Source organism: Streptomyces sp. NPDC024017 (assembly GCF_040638895.1).
In the GTDB taxonomy this organism is placed as follows: Bacteria; Actinomycetota; Actinomycetes; order Streptomycetales; family Streptomycetaceae; genus Streptomyces.
The window spans coordinates 78878-104958 of sequence record NZ_JBEZYZ010000001.1 but is presented as its reverse complement, the minus strand read 5'-3'; the positions used below and the strand labels follow the sequence as shown (position 1 = coordinate 104958).

Genomic DNA, 26081 nt, shown 5'->3' with positions numbered 1-26081 from the left:
GGCCCGGGAGGGCCGAGGAGAGAGCTAACGGGCTTGCCCTGCCCCTGCCTCTTGGCGGGCGGGCGGGCCCCCGGCCCGGGTGGGGTTTCCGGGCCGGGGGCTTGGGGGGGGGGGGCGGACGGGCCCTGATGGGCCTTGGCGTCCGCTCCGGACGGGCCGGCCGCTGACGGGCCGGCCCCTGAGGGGCGGTCAGATGCCGGGGCCGGCGATGTAGGTGAACGCGTCCGCGAGGATGGCGCTGCCTGCGTCGTTGGTCACGACGACGTCGACGGGACCGCCGGTGCCGGGAGGCGTGACGGCCGACAGCGAGGTGTCGGAGATCACGGTGAAGGGTGCCGGGTTGCCGTCGAAGGTGACCTGGTTGGTGCTGGTGAAGCCGGTGCCGGTCAGGGTCACCGCGGTGCCGCCGGACTCCGGTCCCTGCGTCGGGACGACCGACGTCACCGTCGGGGCGGCGACGTAGGTGTACGAGAGCCCGTTGTTGGTGCCGCCGGCCGTGGTGACGCTGACGCCGACCGACCCGGCCGCGCCGGCCGGTGCGACGACCGTGAGCTGGCTGTCGGACACCACCGTCGGCACCGCGGTGTTGGCACCGAAGGAGACGCTGGTGGCACTGGAGAATCCGGTGCCGTTGATGGTGATGGTGTCGCCGCCCGCGGTCGACCCGAAGGACGGGCTGAGGGACTGCTTGAACGGCGCCCCGACGTAGTAGAACGGGATCGGGTTGCTCGTCCCTCCCGGGGTGGTCACGGTGACGCCGACCGCTCCGGTGCCGGAGGGAGAGACGGCGGTGACCTGGGTGGGCGAGACGTTGGTGACGGAGGTGGCGAGTCGCGTACCGAAGCGCACCGCTGTGGTGCCGGTGAGGTTGCTGCCGGTGATCGTGACGAGTGTGCCGCCGCCGCTGGATCCCTGGTTCGGGCTGATAGGCATGAGCGTTCCTCCTCGCTCGGAATGCGGTACATTGCCGAGCAGTGATGGGGCGTTCAGTCCGCTTACGTCCCGGATGAGGGCGAGCCTGCTCTCGTGTCCACTGGCCAAGTGGCATCTCGATGGCCTTGCGCCGATGCCCGGTCGACGGTCTGCAGCCGTCGGCGCTGCGCGCAGGGCCTGTCGAGAAGTACAGCCCGTCAGGCGTCAACTGCAGCCTGAATCAGGGGCTTGCCCGTGTCTGTTTGCGGACTCGAATGCCGCTGATACTGACACGAGCATCAACCCAGCCGAGTGACAGGCCGACAAGGCTTTCGCCGCAGAATCAGCCGTTCAGGTGAGCGCCACGGCGTGAAAACGGGGCACATCGGCAGCGTATTGCTGACGATCTGTTTATATGCCAATTCGTTGCAGCATCCGAGATTGTTGCGGTGACGAAGCCACGGGCCCGGGGAACGTCGCACTCTGCCACGGAAGCAGTCGCCGCGCGGCACGCGGTGTCGGCTGGATACGCGCCTGCGAACACGTACCCCATTTGGGTGACATATGCCCTCAACTCTTGTCAGGTGCGTGGGCCAGTGGGCTACTCCGAAGAGGGGAACCACTGCGGTCATCGGTGCAGGGACCGGCCGACGACGCAGCCCGCCGATCGGCCGACAGACTCAGGGAGCGCCCCATGGCGGTCATACCGAACCAGGGATCCACGGGTGGGGGCGACGCGGTGACGCTCACCGGCAGCCACTTCACCGGCACCACCAGCGTGCTCTACGACTCCCGCCAGGCTGCGAGTTTCACGGTCCTCAGCGACTCCACCACCGCCACCGCCACCCCCTCCGGCCACGGCGCCGTTCCGGTCTCGGTCACCACCCCCGGCGGAACGGGCGTCGTCGGAAGCTTCTACTACCTGCCGCCACCCTCCTTCCGCCTCCTTCCGCCACCCGCCGGCCCCTTGACCGGCGGCAACACGGCGACCCTCACAGGACTCGGCCTCTACACCACGTACGAGGTCCTCTTCGGTGCGCAGGCCGCCGCCTTCACCGTCGACTCCGACGGTCAACTCACCGTCACCGTCCCTGCGGCTGCGTCCGCAGGTCCGGTCACGATCACCGTGCGAACCAGGGGCGGAACCGCCGGTGGGGTCATCTACACCTATCTCGACTCGCCGTCCATCACTGCCGTCACCCCGGACAAAGGGCCGGTGGACGGTGGCAATCTCGTCGTCATCACCGGAACCGCGTTCTCCTACACCACTGGCGTCACCTTCGGTGGCACGCCCGCCCTGTCCTGGCGGATCGCCTCCGACACGGAGATCCACGCCCTGCTCCCAGCAGGAGAACTCGGCCCGGTCGACGTCTCCGTCATCACTCTCGGCGGCACCGTGACCGCTTCGGACGCCTACACCTATCTGGGACGCTTCGCGGTGCTGGGCGGCGCGTCGGTCACCAACACCGGCCCCTCCGAAGTCACCGGGGATCTCGGGGTGAGCCCGGGAACGTCCGTCACCGGATTCCCGCCCGGTCAGGTTCACGGCACCATCCACATCACTGACGCTGACGCCCTTCAGGCTCACGCCGATCTCATCGCCACCTACAACACCGCCGTCGCCCAGCTCCCGGACGCCGACATTCCCGGAGACCTCGGCGGCCTGACGCTGGCCCCCGGCGTCTACAACGCCCCCACGACCCTCGCCCTCACCGGCACGCTCACCCTGGACGCCCAGGGCGACAGCAACGCCGAATGGGTGCTCCAAATCGGATCCACGTTGACCACGGCAACGGCCAGCCGCGTGCTCCTCATCAACGGCGCCACGGCCAGGAACGTGATCTGGCAAATCGGAAGCTCAGCCACTCTCGGCACCGACACCGCCTTCGCGGGCAGGATCCTTGCCCTGACATCCATCACCGTGAACGCCGGCGTAACCATCCACGGACAGGCCCTGGCCATCAACGGCTCGGTCACCCTCGACACCAACACCATCACCCGCCCCTGGTGATGACCACGCCTGCCCGGGTGCCCGCCACAGGCACGTCACTCTCGGGCTGCACCACTGCCCCACTGAGGCTGGAGCAGGCGGATGCTGTGCCAGGAAACACGTCACGGCTTCGCAGTCGGCTGAACAGCCTGGGCAACCACGCGCGACAGCCGCTCTCGACACGGACAGGCGGGTAGGGCCGGCTCCTCTCCTTCACCCGGGAAGTGTCTCTTCCGCTACCACGAACTGGGCCCTCAGCAAGTCCTATCCTTGCAGCTCAGAGGTAGCTCTACTGTCATGCGGCACTCCAGGCGGAGGGAGAGAAGAGTGCCTTGTATGACGGTCTCGTGCGCGTCTTGGTTCTCAGTCACTGGCGAGCGTAGAGCTGTGCAGCCTGCCTACGTGGATCAGAGGGGGACTGCGTGAGCTTGCCTGGCAGGCCTGTGGGACTGGCGTGGGGTAGGCGAGGCCAGCCTGAATGTTTCTGCTGGTTAGGGCGGTACGACCGCGCTGACTGTAGATCTGCAGTTCCCCAAAGCCGGGCCGTCTGTGGGCCGTCGAAGGGCGGCCCAGGGTGACCATCAACAACCCCCTGACCGACAACCAACGCTCCATTGACGTCGATTGAGCGAGGTATCCGCCGCCCCGCACCACTTCCCGCGCAACAAGCGCCAGGAGTGGGAGGAGGACCGCTCCGAGGTCACCGCGTTCGAGCTGCGGAAGAACCTGCCGGCGCTGTAGGTCCCGCCGGCCTCGGCCGAGGGGCATCCCGCGGCACCGCTCACACCGACGCGTTCTCCGACGCCGTCGTCCACGCGAATCCGTCCGGGTCGGTGAACGGCCCGGCGTCGCTGCCGATCGTGACGCGGTGGGAGCCGGTGCCGTCGGGGGAGACACCGGCGACCTTGGCGAGGCCGCGGCGCTTGTACAGGGCCAGCTTGACGGGGCCCCCGGTGGCGAACTCGACGTACTTGCCGCCGAAGCTCTTGCCCACGGCCAGACCGTGCTCGACATAGAACTGCTTGCTGGCCTTCACGTCCTCGACGCCGAGCAGCAGGACGAACTCGTCGACCTGCCGGGTCGCCGGGCCGGTGTTCTTCTTCGACGACGACGCGAGCTGCCAGATCGTCCCGTCCGGGGCCTGTACGACGCCCCCGTAGCCCCAGAGCGACTTGGCGGCGGGCTTCAGCGTCGTCGCCCCGGCCTGCACGGCCGCGTCGAGGAGGGCGTCCACGTCGGCCGGCTGGGCGACCACGAGTGACAGCGTGAACCCGCGGAAGCCGGAGGTCGGTGCCTCCGACGCCCGCAGGCGCAGCCGGTCGCCCAGGCCGAAGGCGGCGGCGTAGAAGTGTTCGGCGGCGGCGGGGTCGGCCACCTCGAGGGTGACGGATGCGATGGAAGTCATGACAACGACGCTAATCGCGCTCCGGCACCCGTGCTTCTCGATTCCTGACCGGTTCCCCGGGTTCTCAGGCCTGCTGCCGCTTCAGGTCCGCCAGCAGCTGATGCAGCGGCTCCGTGGCCCGCCGCCGGTACTCCTGCACCGCCCACCCGTTGCCGTCCGGGTCCTGGAAGTGCATGAACGTGGCGCCGTCGTCCGGGGAGTACTGAACCGGTTCCGAGACGTCGAGGCCGCGGGCGACCAGCTCCGCGTGGGCCGCCTTGATGTCGGCGACGCACAGCTGAAGGCCCTGGTAGGAGCCCGGGGCCGGGGTCGGGCCGGGGGTCATCTGCCAGATCGACTCGCCCAGGGCGATCGAGCAGCCGGAACCCGGAGGGGTCAGCTGGATGATCCGCATCCCGGGCATGACCTCCTGGTCGATGTCCACGTGGAAGCCGACCTTGTCCCGGTAGAAGTCCCGGGCGCGGTCGATGTCGGTCACGGGCAGCGGGATGACTTCGAGGGTGATGTCCATGGCGTGACTCCTTCGTCCGGCCTCGTGCGAACCGCCGCCTCGTCCGGCTGAACGGCTCCCCCTCACCGAAGCCGAAAACGGTGTGCGGCGCCACCGAGTGGACGGCCGCACGGCCCGTGCCGTGGTGGAAATGGCCTTCCCGTACCCCACGTGGCCAGAAACCGCCGTACCTCGCCTCCCACGCCGCGGCCAGTCCCCGTAGCCACCCGCGCGGCCCGTCCGCCTGCCGAACTCCCCGGCGCTTCCCCCGGCCTGTGCGGTTAGGCTCAAAGCCGTACGACCTTGATCCGATGGACGTCCGAGGAACAGTGCGAGGGAGGCCCGGATGACGGCCGCGCCGGGGCGCAGGAGCAGTACCTTCACACGGCTGCTGCGGCACGGTTTCACCGACGCGTCCGCAGCCGAGCGGCTCCTGGACAGCCCTGAGCTCGCGCCCCTGCGCGACGACCCGGTCCTGCTGGAGTCGCTGGGCGACACCGCCGACCCCGATCTCGCGCTGCTCGGACTCGTCCGGCTGCTGGAGGCCCAGCAGAGCCCCGGCGCCCGCCGGGAACTGCTCGACACCCTGATCTCCTCCAAGCCGCTGCGCGACCGGCTGCTGGGTGTCCTGGGCGCCTCCACCGCCCTCGCCGACCACCTCACCCGGCACCCGGACGACTGGCAGGCACTCGTCATGTACGAGGCGCACGACCTGCACCCCGGGGTGGAGGAGTTCGAGGCCTGCCTCGCGGAAGCCACCGACCCGGTCTCCCTGCGCGTCGCCTACCGGCGCTGCCTGCTGTCCATCGCCGCCCGGGACGTGTGCGGCACCACCGGTCTCGCCGAGTCCGCCGCCGAGCTCGCCGACCTCGCCACCGCCACCCTGCGCGCCGCCCTCGGTATCGCCGAGGCGGCCGCGCCCGAGGACGCCGCCCTGTGCCGGCTCGCGGTCATCGCGATGGGCAAGTGCGGCGGCCACGAGCTGAACTACGTCTCCGACGTGGACGTCATCTTCGTCGGGGAGGCCACCGAGGGGACCGACGAGACCAAGGCCGTGCGCGCCGCGACCCGGCTCGCCTCGCACATGATGCGGATCTGCTCCGAGACGACGGTCGAGGGCTCCATCTGGCCCGTCGACGCCAACCTGCGGCCCGAGGGCAGGAACGGCCCGCTCGTGCGGACCCTCTCCAGCCACCTCGCCTACTACCAGCGCTGGGCCAAGACCTGGGAGTTCCAGGCGCTGCTCAAGGCCCGCCCGGTGGCCGGCGACCTCGACCTCGGCGAGGAGTACGTCGCCGCCGTCCAGCCCCTGGTGTGGAAGGCCGCCGAGCGCGAGAACTTCGTCCCCGACGTGCAGAAGATGCGCCGCCGGGTCGTGGAGAACATCCCCGTCGCCGAGGTCGACCGCCAGCTGAAGCTGGGCCCGGGCGGCCTGAGGGACGTCGAGTTCGCCGTGCAACTGCTCCAGCTGGTGCACGGCCGGGCCGACACCTCCCTGCGCAGCGGTACGACCCTGGACGCGCTGAAGGCCCTCGCCGCCGGCGGCTACGTCGGCCGGGCCGACGCGGCCCAGCTCGACGAGGCCTACCGCTTCCTGCGCTCCATGGAGCACCGCATCCAGCTGTTCCGGCTGCGGCGCACCCACCTCGTCCCCGAGGACGAGGCCGAGCTGCGCCGCATCGGCCGCTCCCTCGGACTGCGCAAGGACCCGGTCGCCGACCTGCACCGCGAGTGGCGGCGGCACGCGGGCGTCGTACGCCGTCTGCACGAGAAGCTCTTCTACCGGCCGCTGCTCGACGCGGTCGCCCAGCTCGCCACCGGCGAGGCCCGGCTCAGCACCGAGGCGGCCCGGGAACGCATGGTCGCCCTCGGGTACGCCGACCCGGCCTCCGCCCTGCGCCACCTGGAGGCGCTGGCCTCCGGCGTCACCCGCAAGGCCGCCATCCAGCGCACCCTGCTGCCCGTGCTGCTCGGCTGGTTCGCCGACTCGGCCGACCCGGACGCGGGCCTGCTCAACTTCCGCAAGGTCTCGGACGCGCTCGGCAAGACCCCCTGGTACCTGCGGCTGCTCCGGGACGAGGGCGCCGCCGCGCAGAACCTCGCCCGTGTGCTGTCCGCCGGCCGGCTCGCGCCCGACCTGCTGATGCGCGCCCCGGAGGCGGTCGCGCTGCTCGGCGACGGGGACGGCGGCGGCCTGGAGCCACGGTCGCGCGCCCATCTGGAGCAGGAGATACTCGCCGCGGTGAAACGCGCCGACGGCGGCGCCCAGGCGGTCACGGCCGCCCGCGGTGTGCGCCGCCGCGAGCTGTTCCGCACGGCCGCCGCCGACATCGTCGGCTCCTACGGCACCGAGGAGCAGCCCGCCGAGGCCGACCAGGGCGCCCTGGTGGACCGGGTCGGCGGCGCGGTGTCGGACCTGACCTCCGCGACGCTGGCCGGCACGCTCCGCGCGGTCGTGCGGGACGGCTGGGGGGACGACCTGCCCACCCGGTTCGCGATCATCGGCATGGGCCGGTTCGGCGGCCACGAGCTGGGCTACGGCTCCGACGCGGACGTCCTGTTCGTGCACGAGCCGCGCGACGGCGTCGACGAGCGGGAAGCCGCCGAGGCGGCCAGCAAGGTCGTCTCCGAGATGCGCCGCCTGCTCCAGCTCCCCAGCGCCGACCCGCCCCTGCTCATCGACGCCGATCTGCGCCCGGAGGGCAAGTCCGGGCCGCTGGTCCGCACCCTCACCTCGTACGCGGCGTACTACCGCCGGTGGTCCCTGACCTGGGAGTCGCACGCGCTGCTGCGGGCCGAACCCGTCGCCGGCGACGAGGAGCTGGGCCGCCGTTTCATCGAGTTGATCGACCCGCTGCGCTACCCGGCGGACGGGCTCGCCGACGAGGCCGTCCGCGACATCCGGCGGCTGAAGGCCCGCATGGAGTCCGAGCGGCTGCCGCGCGGCGCCGACCCCAAGCTGCACGCCAAGCTCGGGCCGGGCGGTCTGTCCGACGTGGAGTGGACCGTGCAGCTCATGCAGCTGCGGCACGGCTCGGCGGAGCCGGGCCTGCGCACCACCCGCACCCGCGAGGCCCTGGCCGCGGCCCGCACCGCCGGGCTGATCACGGACGAGGACGCGGCGACCCTCGACGAGGCCTGGGTCCTCGCGACCCGCGTCCGCAACGCGGTGATGCTGGTCCGCGGCCGGGCCGCCGACACCTTCCCCTCGGATCCCCGGGAACTGGCCGCCGTGGGGCGGTACTTGGGCTACGGCCCCGGACATGTCGGCGACATGCTCGACGGGTACCGGCGGACCGCTCGCCGGGCGCGGGGCGTGGTGGAGGAGCTGTTCTACGGGGCGGCCGAGCGCTGAGCTGTTCTACGGGGCGGCCGAGCGCTGACGCCCGCTGTTCGCATCAGGCCCGTGCTGCTCCCGGGAGACCGACGCCCGTGTGCGCGCCGGCACCGTCTGCGGCAGCGCGTACGGCTGCCTCCCGTACCAGAGCCGCGCGACCGTGAACCCGAAGGCCAGGCACAGCACGCCACCGACCGCATCCAGCCAGAAGTGGTTGGCCGTCGCGACGATGACCACCAGCGTCAGCGCCGGGTACAACAGCCCCAGCACCCGCGCCCAGGGGACCCTCGCCAGGGCGAAGATCGTCAGCCCGCACCACACGGACCAGCCGATGTGCATCGACGGCATCGCGGCGTACTGGTTGGACATGTGCTTCAGATCGCCGGACGCCATCGAACCCCAGGTCTGGTGGACCATGACCGTGTCGATGAAGCCGCCGCCGTTCATCAGCCGCGGGGGCGCCAGCGGATACAGGTAGTAACCGACGAGGGCGACGGCGGTGGTCGCGAACAGCACCAGGCGGGTGGCCGCGTAACGGCCGGGATGGCGACGGTACAGCCACACCAGAACACCCAGCGTGACGATGAAATGGAGCGTCGCGTAGTAGTAGTTCATCCCGACGATGAGCCAATGCACCGAGTTCACGGCGTGGTTGACCGACTCCTCGACGGCGATGCCCAGATGGTGCTCGACCCGCCAGATCCAGCCGGCGTTGTGCAGCGCCTCGGTCTTCTGCTCGGGCACGGCGTTGCGGATGAGCGAGTACGTCCAGTAACTCACCGCGATCAGCAGGATCTCGAACCAGAACCGGGGCCGGCGCGGGGCGCGCAGCCGGCGCAGCGGACCCGTCCCCGTCGCGGCCGTGGCGGGGTGCGGAAGGGGCGTTTTCCGCCCTTCCAGCGTCGTCACGGTCGTCTCACCCATAGGCACAGAGTTTGCCAGAAAAGGACTTCCCCACCGATCATCCCGCGGCCCGGTGCGAGCCGCATGTCCTACGGCGAAATCAGGCCGCGGGCCTCAGGAGCGGCCGCGTTCCCCGGGAGCCGAAGCGGTCGAACCGCGCACCACCAGTTCCGGCATGAACACGAACTCGCTGTGCGGCGCGGGCGTCCCGCCGATCTCCTCCAGCAGCGTGCGCACGGCCGCCTGCCCCATCGCCGGGACCGGCTTGCGGATCGTGGTCAGGGGCGGGTCGGTGAAGGCGATCAGCGGGGAGTCGTCGAAGCCGACCACGGAGATGTCCTTCGGCACGTCCAGGCCGAGCTGCCGGGCCGCCCGGATCGCGCCCAGCGCCATCATGTCGCTGGCGCACACCACGGCCGTGCAGTTCCGCTCGATCAGTGCCGTGGTCGCCGCCTGACCACCCTCAAGGGTGTACAGGGAGTGCTGCACCAGCTCCGACTCGACGGTCGCGGCGCTCAGACCCAACTGGTCCTGCACCGTACGCACGAACCCCTCGATCTTGCGCTGCACCGGCACGAACCGCTTGGGCCCGAGGGCCAGGCCGATCCGGGTGTGCCCCAGGGACACCAGGTGCGTGACCGCGAGGTTCATCGCCGCGCGGTCGTCGGGGGAGATGAACGGCGCCTGCACCTTCGGCGAGAAGCCGTCGACCAGCACGTAGGGCACGCCCTGGGCGCGCAGCCGGTCGTAGCGCTGCATGTCGGCGGTGGTGTCCGCGTGCAGGCCGGAGACGTAGATGATGCCGGCGACCCCGCGGTCCACGAGCATCTCCGTGAGCTCGTCCTCGGTCGAGCCGCCCGGGGTCTGGGTGGCCAGCACCGGCGTGTAGCCCTGCCGCGTCAGTGCCTGGCCGATGACCTGCGCCAGGGCCGGGAAGATCGGGTTCTCCAGCTCCGGGGTGATCAGCCCCACCAGCCCCTCGCTGCGCTGGCGCAGGCGCACCGGGCGCTCGTAGCCCAGCACGTCGAGAGCGGCCAGCACGGACTGGCGGGTGGTGGCGGCGACGCCCGGCTTCCCGTTGAGGACGCGGCTGACGGTCGCTTCGCTCACCCCCGCCTGCAAAGCGATGTCGGCAAGCCGTGTGGTCACAGCACTGGACTGTAGCGGCCGGGGTTCACGTTGCACACCGACGGGACGCCTGATGCGCGCCGTCGCACGGCCCGCTGCGGGTGGCTTGGTCATCGCGGTCCCTCGAAACTCGTGGTCGGCGTCCGATCCGCAACGGATGATTCCCCCGGCGGACGCGGATGGCAAGTGCTTGCAGAGTCTTGCACAGCTGTCCGACTCCCTGTCGAACAGCAGGAAATCCGGGCTGCGGGCCAGTGGGGACGCGGTCGGCGAGAGGTCACGGCGGGATAACCATCCGCACCTCTTGCAACTTTTTGCTGCAAGGTCTTTCGCAACCCGTTGCGGCGCGGTTAATGTCACCGACGCCCGGCCGCCAACGGCGCAGTCGGCAGCACGAACGGGCTTTCACCCTCAAGGAGAACTCATGCGGCGTGGCATAGCGGCCACCGCGCTGGTGGCGTCCCTCGCCCTGGCGGCGACGGCCTGCGGCGGAAGCGACAGCGGTGACGAGGCCGGCGGCCCGGTCACCATCACCTGGTGGGACACCTCCAACGCGACCAACGAGGCGCCGACGTACCAGGCCCTGGTCAAGGAGTTCGAGGCCGCCCACAAGGACATCAAGGTCAACTACGTCAACGTCCCCTTCGACCAGGCGCAGAACAAGTTCGACACCGCCGCCGGTTCCAAGGGTGCCCCCGACGTGCTGCGCTCCGAGGTCGGCTGGACCCCCGCCTTCGCCAAGAAGGGCTTCTTCGCGCCGCTGGACGGCACCGAGGCCCTCGCCGAGCAGGACAAGTTCCAGCACAGCCTGATCGAGCAGGCCACGTACGAGGGCAAGACCTACGGCGTCCCCTTCACCACGGACACCCTCGCCCTCGTCTACAACAAGGCCCTGTTCAAGAAGGCCGGCATCGAAGCCCCCAAGACCTGGGACGACCTGAAGAAGGCCGCCGCCACCATCAAGGACAAGACCGGCGTCGACGGCTACTGGGGCTCCACCCAGGCCTACTACGCCCAGTCCTTCCTCTACGGCGAGGGCACCGACACCGTCGACGCCGACGCCAAGAAGATCACCGTCACCTCGCCCGAGGCCAAGAAGGCCTACGGCACCTGGCAGGGCCTGTTCAAGGGCAAGGGCCTGCACAAGGCCGACACCACCGCCGACGCCTACGCGCACATCCAGGAGGCGTTCGTCAGCGGCAAGGTCGCCTCGATCGTCCAGGGCCCGTGGGAGATCACGAACTTCTACAAGGGCTCGGCCTTCAAGGACAAGAACAACCTCGGCATCGCCACCGTCCCGGCCGGCTCCGCCGGCAAGGCCGGCGCCCCGACGGGCGGCCACAACCTCTCGGTGTACGCGGGCTCGGACAAGGCTCACCAGGAGGCCTCGCTGAAGTTCGTGAACTTCATGACCTCGGCGAAGGCCCAGGAGACCATCGCGCTGAAGAACTCCACGCTCCCCACGCGCGAGGACGCCTACACCGCGAAGGTCAAGGCCGACCCGGGCATCGCCGGCTACCAGGGCGTGCTCGCCGCCGCCCAGCCGCGCCCGGCGCTGCCCGAGTACAGCTCCCTGTGGGGCCCCCTCGACGACGAGCTGATCAAGATCGCCGGCGGCAAGGTGTCCCTGGACAAGGGCCTCGGCAACGCCGAGACCGCGATCGCCAAGCTGGTGCCCGACTTCTCCAAGTGACCGCCGCGTGGCCGCCGGATCCCCTGGCACGGGGAGGGGATCCGGCGGCCACCGGGCCGAGCCTGCCGCCCGGCAGCCCTCAGGGGCTCTCCCTTGACCTCCTTGAACCTCCAGAAGGTGTCGAACCATGACAGTCGCCATCGACCGAGCGACCGGCAAGCGGCGCGGTGAGCGGGAACCGAAGCCCGGACCGGTGCAGCGGCTGAAGAACGGCCTCCACAAGCACTGGTACGCCTACGCGATGATCGCCCCGGTGGCGATCGTCCTCGGCGTCCTCGTGCTGTACCCGCTGGCGTACGGCCTGTATCTGACCCTCACCGACGCCACCAGCCTGAACACGGCACGCACGATCGGCGTCAACGAGATCGACGCCACCTACAAGTTCATCGGCCTGGACAACTACGCCGACATCCTGTGGGGCCCCACGGCGTACGACCGCTTCTGGTCGCACTTCACGTGGACGGTCTTCTGGACGGCGGCCTGTGTCGCCCTGCACTACGGCATCGGCCTCGGCCTCGCCCTGCTGCTCAACCAGAAGCTGCGCGGCCGCACCCTCTACCGGATGCTGCTGGTGCTGCCCTGGGCGGTGCCGACCTTCGTCACCGTCTTCGGCTGGCGGTTCATGCTCGCCGACGGCGGCATCATCAACAGCGGCCTGGACATGCTGGGGCTGCCGTCACCGCTGTGGCTGGAGGACACCTTCTGGCAGCGGTTCGCCGCGATCATGGTCAACACCTGGTGCGGTGTGCCGTTCATGATGGTCTCGCTGCTCGGCGGCCTGCAGTCGATCGACGCGAGCCTGTACGAGGCCTCCGAGATGGACGGCGCCAACGCCTGGCAGCGGTTCCGCTACGTCACCCTGCCCGGTCTGAGGTCCGTCAGCACGACGGTCGTACTCCTCGGTGTCATCTGGACCTTCAACCAGTTCGCCATCATCTTCCTGCTGTTCGGCAACACCGCCCCGGACGCCCAGATCCTCGTCACCTGGGCCTACCAGCTGGGCTTCGGGCAGCAGCCGCGCGACTACGCCCAGTCCGCCGCCTACGGAATCCTGCTGCTGTCCATCCTGATCGTCTTCACCTCGTTCTACCGCCGCTGGCTGAACCGCAACGAGCAGCAGCTCGCGATCTGAGGCAGGAGTTCCCCATGAGTACGACCACCGTCGAGAGCTCCGCCCCGGCCGGCGAGCGGCGCCCCGCGCCCACCCCGGGCAAGGTCCGCCGCCGCGGCGAACGCAGCCGCGGAGCCTCCCTCGCCTCGCACGCCGTGCTGATCGGCGCGAGCCTTACCGCGCTCTTCCCGGTCGCCTGGCTGGTCTTCCTGTCCCTCGGCCCGGACAAGGACGACTACCTCCACCCCGGGCGCATCTGGGGCAAGATGACGCTCGACAATTACGCCTTCGTCCTGCAGGACACCAGCTTCTTCGACTGGCTGAAGAGCACGCTGGTCGTGGTGCTGGGCACGACGCTCATCGGCGTCGTCGTCGCCGCGTCCACCGGCTACGCCGTCTCCCGCATGCGGTTCCCCGGCTACCGGAAGCTGATGTGGGTGCTGCTCGTCACCCAGATGTTCCCCATCGCGGTACTGATCGTGCCGATGTACCAGATCCTGTCGGATCTCCAGCTCATCGACAGCTACCTTGGTCTCATCCTTGTCAACTGCACCACGATCGTGCCGTACTGCGCCTGGCTGATGAAGGGCTATTTCGACACCATCCCGTTCGAGATCGACGAGGCCGGGCGCGTCGACGGGCTGACCCCCTTCGGCACGTTCGCGCGGCTCATCCTGCCGCTCGCCAAGCCGGGCCTCGCGGTCGCGGCGTTCTACAGCTTCCTCACGGCCTTCGGTGAGGTCGCGTTCGCCTCGACGTTCATGCTGAGCGACGACAAGTACACCTTCGCCGTCGGTCTGCAGACGTTCGTGAGCGAGCACGACGCGCAGCGCAACCTGATGGCCGCGACGGCTGTGCTGATCGCGATACCGGCCGCCCTGTTCTTCTACCTCGTGCAGAAGAACCTGGTGACCGGGCTCACCGCCGGTGGCACGAAGGGGTGACCCCGCGCCCCTCGGGGCACTGCCGAACCGCACTTCACCAAGCCCGAGGCGGCCGCGGTGCCCATCCGACCCCGCTGTGCCGCGGCCGCCTCGTCACCCCACCCACGCCTTCCATGACCGACCACCTGTTACGCATCAAGGACGACATGAGCCAGCACTCAGCTGCACCTGCCCCCACCCCCACGTCCGCAGTGGCCGTCGCCAAGCGCCGCGACTGGTGGCGGGACGCGGTGATCTACCAGGTGTACCCGCGCAGCTTCGCCGACAGCAACGGTGACGGCATGGGCGACCTGGAGGGTGTCCGCACCCGTCTGCCGTACCTGCGCGACCTCGGCGTGGACGCCGTGTGGCTCAGCCCCTTCTACGCCTCGCCGCAGGCCGACGCCGGCTACGACGTCGCCGACTACCGCGCCGTCGACCCCATGTTCGGCAACCTCCTGGACGCCGACGCGCTGATCCGCGACGCCCACGAGCTGAGCCTGAGGATCATCGTCGACCTGGTCCCCAACCACTCCTCCGACCAGCACGAGTGGTTCAAGCGGGCCGTCGCCGAGGGCCCGGGCTCCTCGCTGCGGGAGCGCTACCACTTCCGCCCCGGCAAGGGGGAGAACGGCGAACTGCCGCCCAACGACTGGGAGTCGATCTTCGGCGGCCCGGCCTGGACCCGCGTCACCGAGCCCGACGGCACGCCCGGCGAGTGGTACCTGCACCTCTTCGCCCCCGAGCAGCCCGACTTCAACTGGGAGCACCCGGCGGTCGGCGACGAGTTCCGCTCCATCCTGCGCTTCTGGCTGGACATGGGCGTCGACGGCTTCCGCATCGACGTCGCCCACGGTCTGGTGAAGGCGGAGGGGCTGCCCGACCTTGGATCCCACGACCAGGTGAAGCTGCTGGGCAACGATGTCATGCCGTTCTTCGACCAGGAGGGCGTGCACGAGATCTACCGGCAGTGGCGGCTGATCCTCGACGAGTACTCGGGTGAGCGCATCTTCGTCGCGGAGGCGTGGACGCCGACCATCGAACGCACGGCCCACTACGTCCGCCCCGACGAGCTGCACCAGGCCTTCAACTTCCAGTACCTCAGCACTCACTGGGACGCCGAGGAGATGCGCGAGGTCATCGACCGCACCCTGGAGGCGATGCGCCCGGTCGGCGCCCCCGCCACCTGGGTGCTGTCCAACCACGACGTGACCCGGCACGCCACCCGGTTCGCCAACCCGCCCGGCCTCGGCACCCAGATCCGCCTGGCCGGCGACCGCGACCTGGGGCTGCGCAGGGCCCGGGCCGCGAGCCTGCTGATGCTGGCGCTGCCCGGCTCGGCGTACGTCTACCAGGGCGAGGAGCTCGGCCTGCCCGACGTCGTCGACCTGCCGGACGAGGTGCGCCAGGACCCGGCGTACTTCCGGGGCGCGGGCCAGGACGGCTTCCGCGACGGCTGCCGGGTGCCGATCCCGTGGACCCGGACGGGATCGTCGTACGGCTTCGGTGACGGCGGCAGCTGGCTGCCGCAGCCCGACGGGTGGGGTGAGCTGAGCGTCGAGGCGCAGACCGGGGAGCCCGGCTCGACCCTGGAGCTGTACCGGGCCGCGCTCGCGGTGCGCCGCGAGCAGGCCGACCTCGGCGCCGGCACGTCCGTGGAGTGGCTGCGCGCGCCCGAGGGCGTGCTGGCCTTCCGGCGCGGGGAGTTCGTGTGCGTCGCGAACACCACCGGCGAGTCGGTGGCGATGCCGGCGTACGGCCGGGTGCTGGTGGCGAGCGGCGAGATCGTCGAGGTCGACGACGAGGCGAAGGTGCCGGCCGACACCACGGTGTGGTGGACCACCGCGACCGCGGGCGCCCGCGCCTGATTTTCCGTTGAATTTCGCACGGCCCGCTGCCCTTTCGGGCGGCGGGCCTTTACTATCTGCGTCACCGCAAGGTTTCTGAACCTTGCAGCAAGAACCTTCAACGAAGAAGGAAACCCCACATGGCACGCAGACACCTCGCCACCGCCGTCGCGCTCGCCGCCGCTTCGGTTGTCATGAACCCGACTGGTGCGCAGGCCTCCCCACCTGGCACCAAGGACGTCACCGCCGTCCTCTTCGAGTGGAACTTCGCCTCGGTCGCCCGCGCATGCACGAACACCCTCGGGCCCGCCGGATACGGCTTCGTCCAGGTCTCCCCGCCCGCGGAGCACATACAGGGCCCGCAGTGGTGGACCTCGTACCAGCCGGTCAGCTACAAGATCGCCGGCCGGCTCGGCGACCGCACGGCGTTCCAGAACATGGTGAACACCTGCCACGCGGCCGGTGTGAAGGTCGTCGTCGACACCGTCGTCAACCACATGGCGGCCGGCAGCGGCACCGGCACCGGCGGCTCGTCGTACAGCAAGTACAACTACCCCGGCCTGTACTCCGCGCCCGACTTCGACGACTGCACGGGCCAGATCGGCAACTACCAGGACCGCTGGAACGTCCAGCACTGCGAACTGGTCGGCCTCTCCGACCTCGACACGGGCGAGAGCTACGTCCGCGGCGCGATCGCCGGCTACATGAACGACCTGCTCTCCCTCGGCGTCGACGGCTTCCGCATCGACGCCGCCAAGCACATGGACGCCGCCGACCTCGCCAACGTCAAGTCCCGGCTGAGCAACCCGTCGGTGTACTGGAAGCAGGAGGTCATCCACGGCTCCGGCGAGGCCGTCCAGTCGACCGAATACACGAGTAACGGCGACGTCCAGGAGTTCCGCTACGCCTACGACCTCAAGCGGGTCTTCAACAACGAGAACCTCGCCTACCTGAAGAACTACGGCGCGGGCTGGGGCTACCTGAACAGCGGTGTCGCCGGTGTCTTCGTCGACAACCACGACACCGAGCGCAACGGCTCGACCCTCAGCTACAAGGACAACGCCACCTACACCCTGGCCAACGTCTTCATGCTGGCCTGGCCGTACGGCGCCCCCGACATCAACTCCGGCTACGAGTTCAGCGACCACGACGTCGGCCCGCCGAACGGCGGCCAGGTCAACGCCTGCTGGCAGGACGGCTGGAAGTGCCAGCACAACTGGCCGGAGATCAAGTCCATGGTCGGCTTCCGCAACGCCACCCGGGGCCAGGCGGTCACCGACTGGTGGGACAACGGCGGCGACGCCATCGCCTTCGGCCGGGGCGGCAAGGGCTTCGTGGCCATCAACCACGAGTCGGGGCCGCTGACCCGGACGTACCAGACGTCGCTGCCGGCGGGGACGTACTGCAACCTGCAGAACAACACGACCGTGACCGTGAACTCCGGCGGTCAGTTCACCGCGACGCTCGGCGCGAACACGGCCCTCGCCCTCCAGTCGGGCAAGCCCACCTGCTGACCCCGGCCCTCCTGGTGCGGTGCGGGCGGGATTGACGCTTGCGGAACGCTGCCCTACGTTCCCTCCCCAGTGGCAACTCCCTGAACGCTGTTCAGCATCTCGCACACTCGCCCCTCGGCACCCCGAGGGGCGACCGCATACCACAGGGAGCGCTCCCATGACGGGACGGATCACGCTGCGCACGATCAGAACGTGGACGGTCACCTCCCTCGCGGTACTCCTCGCGACCGCCGGAGTCACCGCCGAGGCCGTACCGGCGGACGTCCGGGCGGACGCCTCCGCGACCATCGACGGCTCCACCCGGCACCAGCCCATCGACGGCTTCGGCATCTCCGAGCACTTCGGCCGGGCCGAGATCATGCGGGGCTCGCAGGGCCTGCCCGCCGAACGCCAACGCGAGATCCTCGACCTGCTGTTCAGCCGGAGCACCGGCGTCGGGCTGAGCATCCTGCGCCTCGGCATCGACTCGGGCATCCAGCCGACCGACCCCGGCGGACCCGGCGCGACCCCGAAGTACGTGTGGGACCGCGACGACAAGGGCCAGGTGTGGCTCGCCCAGCAGGCCAAGGCGTACGGCGTGAACCGCTTCTACGCCGACGCCTGGACCGCGCCCGGTTACATGAAGACCAACGGCACCGACGCGAACGGCGGCACCCTGTGCGGCCTGTCCGGAGCCGCCTGCGCGAGCGGCGACTGGCGCAAGGCGTACGCGAACTACCTCGTCCAGTACGCGAAGTTCTACGCCCAGGAGGGCATCAGGATCAACGACCTCGGATTCACCAACGAGCCCGACTGGACCGCCACCTACGACTCCATGCGGCTCACACCCGCCCAGGCGGTCGAGTTCACCAAGGTCTTCGGGCCCGTGGCCAGGGCGGGCGGCTACAAGATCGTCTGCTGCGACTCGTTCGGCTGGAACCAGCAGAAGGCCTACACGCGCGCGATCGAGGCCGACGCGACCGCCCGCGGCTTCGTGGACACCCACGCCGGCCACACGTACGCCAGCAAGGTCGACGGTCCGCTGCCGACCGGCAAACGGACCTGGATGTCGGAGTGGTCACCCGACGGCACCACCTGGAACGAGGCCTGGGACGACGGCGGCGGCTACGACGGGTTCACCGTCGCCTCCGCCGTGCACGACGCCCTGACCAAGGGCAACACCAGCGGCTACGTCTACTGGTACGGCGCCTCGACCGGTGCGACCCGCGGACTCATACAGATGGACGGTGCGAACTACCACGTCTCCAAACGCCTGTGGGCGCTGGCGAACTACAGCCGCTTCATCCGGCCCGGCGCGACCCGCATCGGCGCCACCACCTCCGACGCCGGCCTGAAGCTGTCGGCGTTCCGCAACCCCGACGGCACCGTGACGGTCGTGGCGCTCAACGCGGCCGGCAGTGCCACCCCGGTCTCGTTCGGCCTCCGGAACCTCGGCTTCACCGCCGGAACGGCGACCCCGTACCTCACCGACGGCTCCCACGGCACCGCCCGGCAGCCGGCCGTGCCGGTCACCGGCGGGTCGCTGAAGGCCACGGTTCCGGCCCGCTCGCTCGTCACCTACACCCTCACGCGCTAGGAGGCACGGTGTAGTTGTGCTCGGCCTGCCGAGGTCCTGAAAGTTCTTACCAACAGTTTCAAGACTCTTGCTGTAAGCGTTTCGGCGGCGATACGGTCGCGCGGGGTCGGACCCGAGAGAGCCGCAATGCAAGGAGTCCACGTCAGTGATACCGAGATGGCGTGCGCCCGCAAGGCGCCGAACCGCCCGTGCCGGACGGGTCGCCGCGGTCACCGCCACCGCGCTGGCCGCAGCACTCGTCCAGCCGCTCGCCGCCGGGGCGGCCACCCTGCCGGCGCCCCCGTCCGACGCGAAGCTCGCCGCAGAGCCCGCCCGCCACGACGCCACCCGTGAGCAGTTCTACTTCGTCCTGCCGGACCGTTTCGCCAACGGCGACCCGCGCAACGACAAGGGCGGCCTGACCGGTTCCCGCCTCGCCACCGGCTACGACCCCGCCGACAAGGGCTTCTACCAGGGCGGCGACCTCAAGGGCCTGACCAAGCGGCTCGACTACATCAAGGGCCTGGGCACCACCGCCCTCTGGATGGCCCCGATCTTCAAGAACCAGCCCGTGCAGGGCACCGGGGCGAACGCCTCGGCCGGCTACCACGGTTACTGGATCACGGACTTCACCCAGGTCGACCCGCACTTCGGCACCAACAAGGACCTTCAGACCCTCATCGACAAGGCCCACGCCAAGGGCATGAAGGTCTTCTTCGACGTCATCACCAACCACACGGCGGACGTCGTCGACTACGAGGAGAAGTCGTACGACTACCTCTCCAAGGGCGCCTTCCCGTACCTGACGAAGGACGGCGAACCCTTCGACGACGCGGACTACGCGGACGGGCGACGGGACTTCCCGGAGGTCGACACCGGCTCCTTCCCGCGCACTCCCGTGGTGGCCGGGAAGAACAAGGTCCCCTCGTGGCTCAACGACCCGACGATGTACCACAACCGCGGCGACTCCACCTTCGCCGGTGAGAGCTCCGCGCACGGCGACTTCTCCGGCCTGGACGACCTGTGGACCGAGCGGCCCGAGGTCGTCGAGGGCATGGAGAAGATCTACCAGCGCTGGGTGCGCGACTTCGACGTCGACGGCTTCCGGATCGACACCGTGAAGCACGTCAACATGGAGTTCTGGACGCAGTGGGCCACCGCCCTCGACGCCTACGCGGCCAGGCAGGGCCGGGACGACTTCTTCATGTTCGGCGAGGTGTACTCGGCCGACACGTCCGTCACCTCGCCGTACGTCACCCAGGGCCGGCTCGACGCCACGCTCGACTTCCCCTTCCAGGAGGCGGCCCGGCAGTACGCCTCGCAGGGCGGCAGCGCGCAGAAGCTCGCCGGCGTCTTCGGCGACGACTACAAGTACACGACAGGCAAGGCCAACGCGTACGAGCAGGTCACCTTCCTCGGCAACCACGACATGGGCCGGATCGGGTCCTTCCTGAACCAGGACGACCCGAAGGCCACCGACGCCGAACTGCTGAGGAAGGACAAGCTCGCCAACGAGCTGATGTTCCTCAGCCGCGGCAACCCCGTCGTCTACTACGGCGACGAGCAGGGCTTCACCGGCCCGGGCGGTGACAAGGACGCCCGGCAGAGCATGTTCGCCTCGCGTACCGCCGACTACCTCGACGACGACCGCATCGGCACCGACCGCACCCACGCCGAGGACGCCTACGACACGAAGGCACCGCTCTACCGGGAAATCAGTACGCTCGCCAAGCTCCGCAAGGCCAACCCGGCCCTGACCGACGGCGTCCAGCAGCAGCGGTACGCGGCCGACGGCCCGGGCGTCTACGCCTTCTCCCGCACCGACGTCAAGAACGGCACCGAGTACGTCGTCGCCTTCAACAACGCGGGCGAGGCGAAGACGGCGACCTTCCCGACCGGCTCCGCCGGCATGACGTTCAAGGGCATCCACGGCACCGACGCCTCCCCGAAGAGCGACGGCGACAAGAAGCTCACCGTCACCGTCCCGGCCGGCTCGGCGATCGTCCTCAAGGCGTCCGCCAGGCTCGCCGAGTCCGCCACCGCGCCGACGCTCACCCTGAAGGCCCCGGCGGCCGGCGCCACCGGCACCGTCGAGCTCACCGCCGACGTCGACGGCGGGCAGCTGAACCGGGTCGTCTTCGCCGCACAGACCGGAAACGGAAAGTGGCAGGTCCTCGGCTCCGCCGACCACGCCCCGTACAAGGTCACCCACACCATCGGGAAGAACGTGGCGCCCGGCACCGCCCTGCGCTACAAGGCCGTCGTCATCGACTCGGCCGGCCGCACCGCGAGCGCCCTGGCCGCCTCCACCACCGGCACCCCGCCCGCCGAGGAGCCGCCCACCGCGTCCTCCCGCGACTACGCGATCGTCCACTACAAGCGCGCCGACGGGGACTACGCCGACTGGGGTCTGTACGCCTGGGGCGACCTCGCCGAGGGCGAGGCCACCGAGTGGCCGGAGAGCCACCCGTTCACCGGCCGCGACGCCTACGGAGCCTTCGCCTGGGTGAAGCTGAAGCCCGGCGCCTCGAACGTCGGTTTCCTCGTCATCGACAAGGACGGCACCAAGGACGTCTCCACCGACCGCACGATCGACGTCACCAAGACCGGCGAGATCTGGATCGAGCAGGGCAAGGACACCGTCACCACCGAGCGCCCCGCGTATCCGGCGCCCGACAAGAGCAAGGCCGTCCTGCACTACCACCGGGCCGACGGCAACTACGACGGCTGGGGCCTGCACGTCTGGACCGGCGCCGCGAACCCCACCGAGTGGTCGAAGCCCCTCGAACCGGTCAAGACTGATTCCTATGGCGCAGTCTTCGAGGTACCGCTCACCGACGGAGCCACCAGCCTCAGCTACATCCTGCACAAGGGTGACGAGAAGGACCTGCCCACCGACCAGTCGCTCGACCTCAAGGCGAACGGCCACGAGGTGTGGCTGGTGAACGGCCAGGAGAAGTACCTGCTCCCGCAGCCCGCGGGCAGCGCGGCCGCCCTCGACCCGACCACCTCCAAGGCGGTCTGGATCGACCGGAACACCCTCGCCTGGAACGGTTCCGACGCCGCCGCCTCCACTCAGCTGCTGTACGCCCGCGACGGCTCCATCGCGGTACAGGACGGCGCCCTGACCGGGGACGCGAAGTGGCTGCGCCTGTCGAAGAGCGAGCTGACCGACGCCCAGAAGGCGAAGTTCCCGCATCTGAAGGAGTACGACGCCTGGACCGTCGACCCGCGCGACCGCGACCGGGTCCGCGAGGCCCTGCGCGGCCAGGTCGTCGCCACCCAGCACGCCGCGAACGGGGCTGTGCTCGCGGCGACCGGCGTCCAGATCGCCGGAGTCCTCGACGACCTGTACGACGCGACGCAGGCCGACCTGGGACCGACGTTCTCCAAGGGCCGCCCCACGCTGTCCGTGTGGGCACCCACCGCACAGCAGGTGTCCCTGGAGATCGGTGACACCACCGCCCCGATGAAACGCGACGCCGGCACCGGCGTCTGGTCCGTCACCGGCCCGAAGTCCTGGAAGGGCAAGCCCTACCGGTACGTGGTGAAGGTCTGGGCGCCCAGCGTCCGCAAGGTCGTCACCAACAAGGTCACCGACCCCTACGCCCTCGCCCTCACCGCCGACTCGAAGCGCAGCCTCGTGGTCGACCTGGACGACAAGGCCCTCAAGCCCTCCGGCTGGTCGGCGTACACCAAGCCCAAGGCCGTACCGCTCAGGGACGCGCAGATCCAGGAGCTGCACATCCGGGACTTCTCCGTCGAGGACCGCACGGCGAAGCACCCCGGCACCTACCTCGCCTTCACCGACAAGGACAGTGACGGCAGCAAGCACCTGCGCGAGCTGGCGAAGGCCGGCACCTCGTACGTGCATCTGCTGCCCGCGTTCGACATCGCCACCATCCCGGAGAAGAAGGCCGACCAGGCGAAGACCGACTGCGACCTGGCCTCCTTCCCCGCCGACTCCGACCGGCAGCAGGAGTGCGTCGGGAAGATCGCCGCGAAGGACGCCTACAACTGGGGCTACGACCCGTTCCACTACACGGTCCCCGAGGGCTCCTACGCCACCGACCCGGACGGCACCGCCCGCACGGTCGAGTTCCGCAGGATGGTCAAGGCCCTCAACGACGACGGGCTGCGGGTCGTCATGGACGTCGTCTACAACCACACCGCCGCGAGCGGCCAGGAGAGGACGAGCGTTCTTGACCGGATCGTGCCCGGCTACTACCAGCGCCTCCTCGCCGACGGCTCGGTCGCGAACAGCACCTGCTGCGCCAACACCGCCACCGAGAACGCCATGATGGGCAAGCTCGTCGTCGACTCGATCGTCACCTGGGCCCGGGAGTACAAGGTCGACGGCTTCCGCTTCGACCTCATGGGCCACCACCCGAAGGCCAACATCCTCGCGGTCAGGAAGGCCCTCGACGCGCTGACCCCCGAGAAGGACGGCGTCGACGGCAAGAAGATCATCCTCTACGGGGAGGGCTGGAACTTCGGCGAGATCGCGGACGACGCCCGCTTCACGCAGGCCACGCAGAAGAACATGGCCGGCACCGGCATCGCCACCTTCTCCGACCGTGCCCGCGACGCGGTGCGCGGCGGCGGCCCCTTCGACGAGGACCCCGGCGTCCAGGGCTTCGCCTCCGGCCTGTACACCGACCCCAACTCCTCGAAGAACAACGGCACTCCCGCCGAGCAGAAGGCCCGCCTGCTCCACTACCAGGACCTCATCAAGGTCGGGCTCTCCGGCAACCTCGCCGGCTACCGCTTCACCGACACCGGCGGCAAGGAGGTCAAGGGCTCCGAGGTCGACTACAACGGCGCCCCCGCCGGCTACGCCGACGCCCCCGGTGACGCGCTCGCCTACGCCGACGCCCACGACAACGAGTCCCTGTTCGACGCGCTCGCCTTCAAGCTGCCCGCTTCGACGAGCGCGGCCGACCGGGCCCGGATGCAGGTCCTGGCCATGGCGACGGCCACCCTCTCGCAGGGCCCGGCCCTCTCCCAGGCGGGCACCGACCTGCTGCGCTCCAAGTCCCTGGACCGCAACTCCTACGACAGCGGCGACTGGTTCAACGCGGTCCACTGGAGGTGCGAGGACGGCAACGGCTTCGGCCGCGGACTGCCCATGGCGGCCGACAACACCGACAAGTGGCCGTACTCCAAGCCCCTGCTGAGCAAGGTCGAGGTGGGCTGCGAGCAGATCGAGGGCACCTCGGCCGCGTACCGCGACCTGCTGCGGATCCGGAGCACCGAGAAGGACTTCTCCCTCGGCACGGCCGGGCAGGTGCAGTCCCGGCTCTCCTTCCCGCTGTCCGGCGAGGACGAGACACCCGGCGTGATCACCATGCGGCTCGGTGACCTCGTCGTCGTCTTCAACGCCACGCCTCAGCGCCAGGAGCAGCCCGTCCCCGCACTCGCCAGGGCCGGCTACCGACTGCATCCGGTGCAGGCGGCGGGGGCGGACTCTACCGTCAAGTCCTCCTCCTACGCGGCCGAATCGGGCACGTTCGCCGTTCCGGGGCGCACGGTCGCCGTCTTCACCCGGGCCGCCGGATAGCGCACTACGTTGGTGGGGCAGGCCGTGCCTTACGGTCTGCCCCACCCCCCTACGCCCCGAGGGGCCGTCGAGATGGACGTCAGCGGCACGCAGCAGAGCCCCGGCACCACCGTGCTGGTCGTGGACGACGTCGCGGCCAGCCGGTACGCCATGGGGGCGGTGCTGCAACGGGCCGGCCACCGGGTCGTGCCCGTCGCCAGCGGCGGCGAGGCGCTCGTCGAACTCGACGTCCGGCTGCGGGACGGCACCCTGCCCGACGTGGCCCTCGTCGACGTGGGTCTGCCCGACATGAGCGGCTTCGAAGTGTGCCGCCGGGTCCGGGCCCAGCCGCGCATGGCCGCGCTGCCCGTCGTGCACTTCTCCGCCGCCGCCACCGCACCCGGCGACCGGTGCCGGGGACTGGACGCCGGCGGGGACGCCTATCTGACCGTGCCCGCCGAACCGCGCGAGATCCAGGCCGTCGTCCGGGCCGCCGTACGCGGGGCCCGCCGCACCACGGGCGCCGAGACCGTCGTCCACCGGCTGACGCTGCTGGCCGAGGCCGTCATCACGGTGCAGTCGGCCCGCTGCCCGCGGGAACTGGCCGCCGCGGCCGCCGACGGCACCGCACGCCTCACCGCCTCACCCGCCGTGGTGTTCGTCATCGGCCCGGACGGCGAGCCGTACCGCGGCACGGCCAGGTGCCACCCCACGGCCGCGGACAGCGCCGGGCATCAGGCGGCGGCCCGGCTGGTCACCCGGCTCGCGGAAGGCCGCACGGGCGTGCACACCACCGTCGTCCCCGCGCCGCTGTGGCCGGCCGGCATCTTCCGGCCCGGCGTCGAGGAGGACGCCCGCCTGACCGTAGCGACGACCCAGGACGGCCGGACGACGGTCTGCCTCGCCACGCCCGTGCGGCGTACGGCGATCGGCGACCCCGCGGACGACGGGCTGCGGGCCCGCCTCGCCCAGGCCACCGTGCTCGCCGCCGAACCGCTGCTGATGTACCAGGTGGAGCGGCATGTCGCCCTCACCCTCCAGCACAGCTTCCTGCCGCAGCCGCACAAGCTGCCACATCTGCCGGGCGTCGACATCGTCGTCCGCTACGTGCCCGCCTCCGAGCAGACCGAGATCGGCGGCGACTTCTACGCCGCCCTGCGCACCCGCGACGGGGTGCTCACCGCGGTCGGGGACGTCGTCGGGCACTCCCTGGACGCGGCCACCGTCATGGTCGAGATCCGCCACGCCCTGCGCGCCTACTGCGTCGACGAGAGCGACCCGGTCGTGCTGGCCACGCGGCTCGACCGGATGCTCCAGGAGTACCACCCCGACGTCACGGCCACCGTGTGCCTGGCCCTGGTCGACCCCGGCAGCGGGCGGGTACGGATCGCCAACGCCGGCCACATCCCGCCGCTGCTCCTGCGCGACGGGGGCGGCGCCCAGTACGCCGACGCCTGGGGTCCGCTGCTCGGGCTGGGCCTGGAGCGGCCCCCGGCGACCGAGTGCCGTCTGCGGCGCACCGACCGCCTGCTCATGGTCACCGACGGCCTCATCGAGACCCGCGGCATCCCCCTCTCGGCCTCCATGGAGCAGCTCCGCACGGCCGCCGCCGACGCCCCGTCCGGCCTCGACAGCCTCTGCGACGTGCTGCTGGGCTGTTTCGGCCGCGACCGGGAGGACGACATCGCGATGCTGGCCCTGCGGCTAGGGTGAGCCCGTTGGCCGCCCAGAACA

Annotated in this window: 16 protein-coding genes and 1 pseudogene; 11 read left to right on the top strand and 6 right to left on the bottom strand. The window is 70.2% G+C overall.

The genetic code is table 11. The features are described 5' to 3' along the window. Window positions 1–189: 189 nt before the first annotated feature. Window positions 190–933 (bottom strand): IPT/TIG domain-containing protein, encoded by a 744-nt coding sequence (locus tag AB0G20_RS00455; protein WP_361293546.1) that lies wholly within the window; start codon window positions 931–933, stop codon window positions 190–192. A 673-nt stretch (window positions 934–1606) separates the two neighbouring features. Here AB0G20_RS00455 and AB0G20_RS00450 point away from each other — a divergent pair. Both AB0G20_RS00450 and AB0G20_RS00445 read left to right on the top strand, forming a co-directional pair. Continuing rightward, window positions 1607–2923 carry an ice-binding family protein gene (locus AB0G20_RS00450; RefSeq protein ID WP_361293543.1) on the top strand — a complete coding sequence of 439 codons (1317 nt, stop codon included), beginning with the start codon at window positions 1607–1609 and terminating at the stop codon, window positions 2921–2923. 603 nt (window positions 2924–3526) lie between these two features. Beyond that, a complete protein-coding gene (locus AB0G20_RS00445; protein WP_361293540.1) occupies window positions 3527–3643 on the top strand; it encodes a glutamine synthetase in 117 nt (38 codons plus the stop codon). A 40-nt stretch (window positions 3644–3683) separates the two neighbouring features. On the opposite strand, the gene AB0G20_RS00440 is transcribed toward AB0G20_RS00445, so the two are convergent. The 3 genes and pseudogenes from AB0G20_RS00440 to AB0G20_RS00430 all read right to left on the bottom strand — a co-directional run. Further along, a complete protein-coding gene (locus AB0G20_RS00440) occupies window positions 3684–4307 on the bottom strand; it encodes a glyoxalase (protein WP_361293537.1) in 624 nt (207 codons plus the stop codon). 64 nt (window positions 4308–4371) lie between these two features. Beyond that, on the bottom strand, window positions 4372–4818 hold the full coding sequence (locus tag AB0G20_RS00435) for a VOC family protein (RefSeq protein ID WP_361293534.1): 447 nt from the start codon (window positions 4816–4818) through the stop codon (window positions 4372–4374). A gap of 28 nt (window positions 4819–4846) precedes the next feature. Continuing rightward, window positions 4847–5026, bottom strand: a pseudogene (locus AB0G20_RS00430) (pyridoxamine 5'-phosphate oxidase family protein); the annotation flags it as partial. A gap of 117 nt (window positions 5027–5143) precedes the next feature. Here AB0G20_RS00430 and AB0G20_RS00425 point away from each other — a divergent pair. Then, window positions 5144–8152, top strand: a complete 3009-nt coding sequence (locus tag AB0G20_RS00425; RefSeq protein WP_361293531.1) for a bifunctional [glutamine synthetase] adenylyltransferase/[glutamine synthetase]-adenylyl-L-tyrosine phosphorylase — start codon at window positions 5144–5146, stop codon at window positions 8150–8152. A 6-nt stretch (window positions 8153–8158) separates the two neighbouring features. Here AB0G20_RS00425 and AB0G20_RS00420 read toward each other — a convergent pair whose 3' ends face one another. Together AB0G20_RS00420 and AB0G20_RS00415 are read right to left on the bottom strand one after the other, a co-directional pair. After that, complete coding sequence (locus AB0G20_RS00420) at window positions 8159–9058, bottom strand: phosphatase PAP2 family protein (RefSeq protein ID WP_361293528.1); 900 nt, start codon at window positions 9056–9058, stop codon at window positions 8159–8161. 93 nt (window positions 9059–9151) lie between these two features. After that, entirely contained in the window at window positions 9152–10186 is a 1035-nt protein-coding gene (locus AB0G20_RS00415) for a LacI family DNA-binding transcriptional regulator (protein WP_361293525.1), read from the bottom strand. A 403-nt stretch (window positions 10187–10589) separates the two neighbouring features. Here AB0G20_RS00415 and AB0G20_RS00410 point away from each other — a divergent pair, with 403 nt between their 5' ends. The 8 genes from AB0G20_RS00410 to AB0G20_RS00375 all read left to right on the top strand — a co-directional run bounded on the left by AB0G20_RS00410 (window position 10590) and on the right by AB0G20_RS00375 (window position 26060). After that, entirely contained in the window at window positions 10590–11858 is a 1269-nt protein-coding gene (locus AB0G20_RS00410; RefSeq protein ID WP_361293522.1) for an extracellular solute-binding protein, read from the top strand. A 127-nt stretch (window positions 11859–11985) separates the two neighbouring features. Further along, complete coding sequence (locus AB0G20_RS00405) at window positions 11986–12990, top strand: sugar ABC transporter permease (protein WP_361293519.1); 1005 nt, start codon at window positions 11986–11988, stop codon at window positions 12988–12990. A 14-nt stretch (window positions 12991–13004) separates the two neighbouring features. Next, window positions 13005–13913, top strand: a complete 909-nt coding sequence (locus tag AB0G20_RS00400) for a carbohydrate ABC transporter permease (RefSeq protein ID WP_361293516.1) — start codon at window positions 13005–13007, stop codon at window positions 13911–13913. Between the two features lie 146 nt (window positions 13914–14059). Continuing rightward, window positions 14060–15760 carry a glycoside hydrolase family 13 protein gene (locus AB0G20_RS00395; RefSeq protein WP_361295740.1) on the top strand — a complete coding sequence of 567 codons (1701 nt, stop codon included), beginning with the start codon at window positions 14060–14062 and terminating at the stop codon, window positions 15758–15760. A gap of 119 nt (window positions 15761–15879) precedes the next feature. Beyond that, on the top strand, window positions 15880–17253 hold the full coding sequence (locus tag AB0G20_RS00390; RefSeq protein WP_361293513.1) for an alpha-amylase family protein: 1374 nt from the start codon (window positions 15880–15882) through the stop codon (window positions 17251–17253). Between the two features lie 157 nt (window positions 17254–17410). Next, complete coding sequence (locus tag AB0G20_RS00385; protein WP_361293510.1) at window positions 17411–18829, top strand: glycoside hydrolase; 1419 nt, start codon at window positions 17411–17413, stop codon at window positions 18827–18829. A 145-nt stretch (window positions 18830–18974) separates the two neighbouring features. After that, window positions 18975–24368 (top strand): pullulanase-type alpha-1,6-glucosidase, encoded by a 5394-nt coding sequence (gene pulA, locus AB0G20_RS00380; RefSeq protein ID WP_361293507.1) that lies wholly within the window; start codon window positions 18975–18977, stop codon window positions 24366–24368. Window positions 24369–24440: 72 nt separating this feature from the next. After that, a complete protein-coding gene (locus AB0G20_RS00375; RefSeq protein ID WP_361293504.1) occupies window positions 24441–26060 on the top strand; it encodes a fused response regulator/phosphatase in 1620 nt (539 codons plus the stop codon). Window positions 26061–26081 lie beyond the last annotated feature (21 nt).

Coding starts and splice junctions, on each gene's coding strand:
- AB0G20_RS00455 (WP_361293546.1), bottom strand. CDS start 933: ATGCCTATCAGCCCGAACCAGGGATCCAGCGGCGGCGGCACACTCGTC.
- AB0G20_RS00450 (WP_361293543.1), top strand. CDS start 1,607: ATGGCGGTCATACCGAACCAGGGATCCACGGGTGGGGGCGACGCGGTG.
- AB0G20_RS00440 (WP_361293537.1), bottom strand. CDS start 4,307: ATGACTTCCATCGCATCCGTCACCCTCGAGGTGGCCGACCCCGCCGCC.
- AB0G20_RS00435 (WP_361293534.1), bottom strand. CDS start 4,818: ATGGACATCACCCTCGAAGTCATCCCGCTGCCCGTGACCGACATCGAC.
- AB0G20_RS00425 (WP_361293531.1), top strand. CDS start 5,144: ATGACGGCCGCGCCGGGGCGCAGGAGCAGTACCTTCACACGGCTGCTG.
- AB0G20_RS00420 (WP_361293528.1), bottom strand. CDS start 9,058: ATGGGTGAGACGACCGTGACGACGCTGGAAGGGCGGAAAACGCCCCTT.
- AB0G20_RS00410 (WP_361293522.1), top strand. CDS start 10,590: ATGCGGCGTGGCATAGCGGCCACCGCGCTGGTGGCGTCCCTCGCCCTG.
- AB0G20_RS00405 (WP_361293519.1), top strand. CDS start 11,986: ATGACAGTCGCCATCGACCGAGCGACCGGCAAGCGGCGCGGTGAGCGG.
- AB0G20_RS00400 (WP_361293516.1), top strand. CDS start 13,005: ATGAGTACGACCACCGTCGAGAGCTCCGCCCCGGCCGGCGAGCGGCGC.
- AB0G20_RS00395 (WP_361295740.1), top strand. CDS start 14,060: ATGAGCCAGCACTCAGCTGCACCTGCCCCCACCCCCACGTCCGCAGTG.
- AB0G20_RS00390 (WP_361293513.1), top strand. CDS start 15,880: ATGGCACGCAGACACCTCGCCACCGCCGTCGCGCTCGCCGCCGCTTCG.
- AB0G20_RS00385 (WP_361293510.1), top strand. CDS start 17,411: ATGACGGGACGGATCACGCTGCGCACGATCAGAACGTGGACGGTCACC.
- AB0G20_RS00375 (WP_361293504.1), top strand. CDS start 24,441: ATGGACGTCAGCGGCACGCAGCAGAGCCCCGGCACCACCGTGCTGGTC.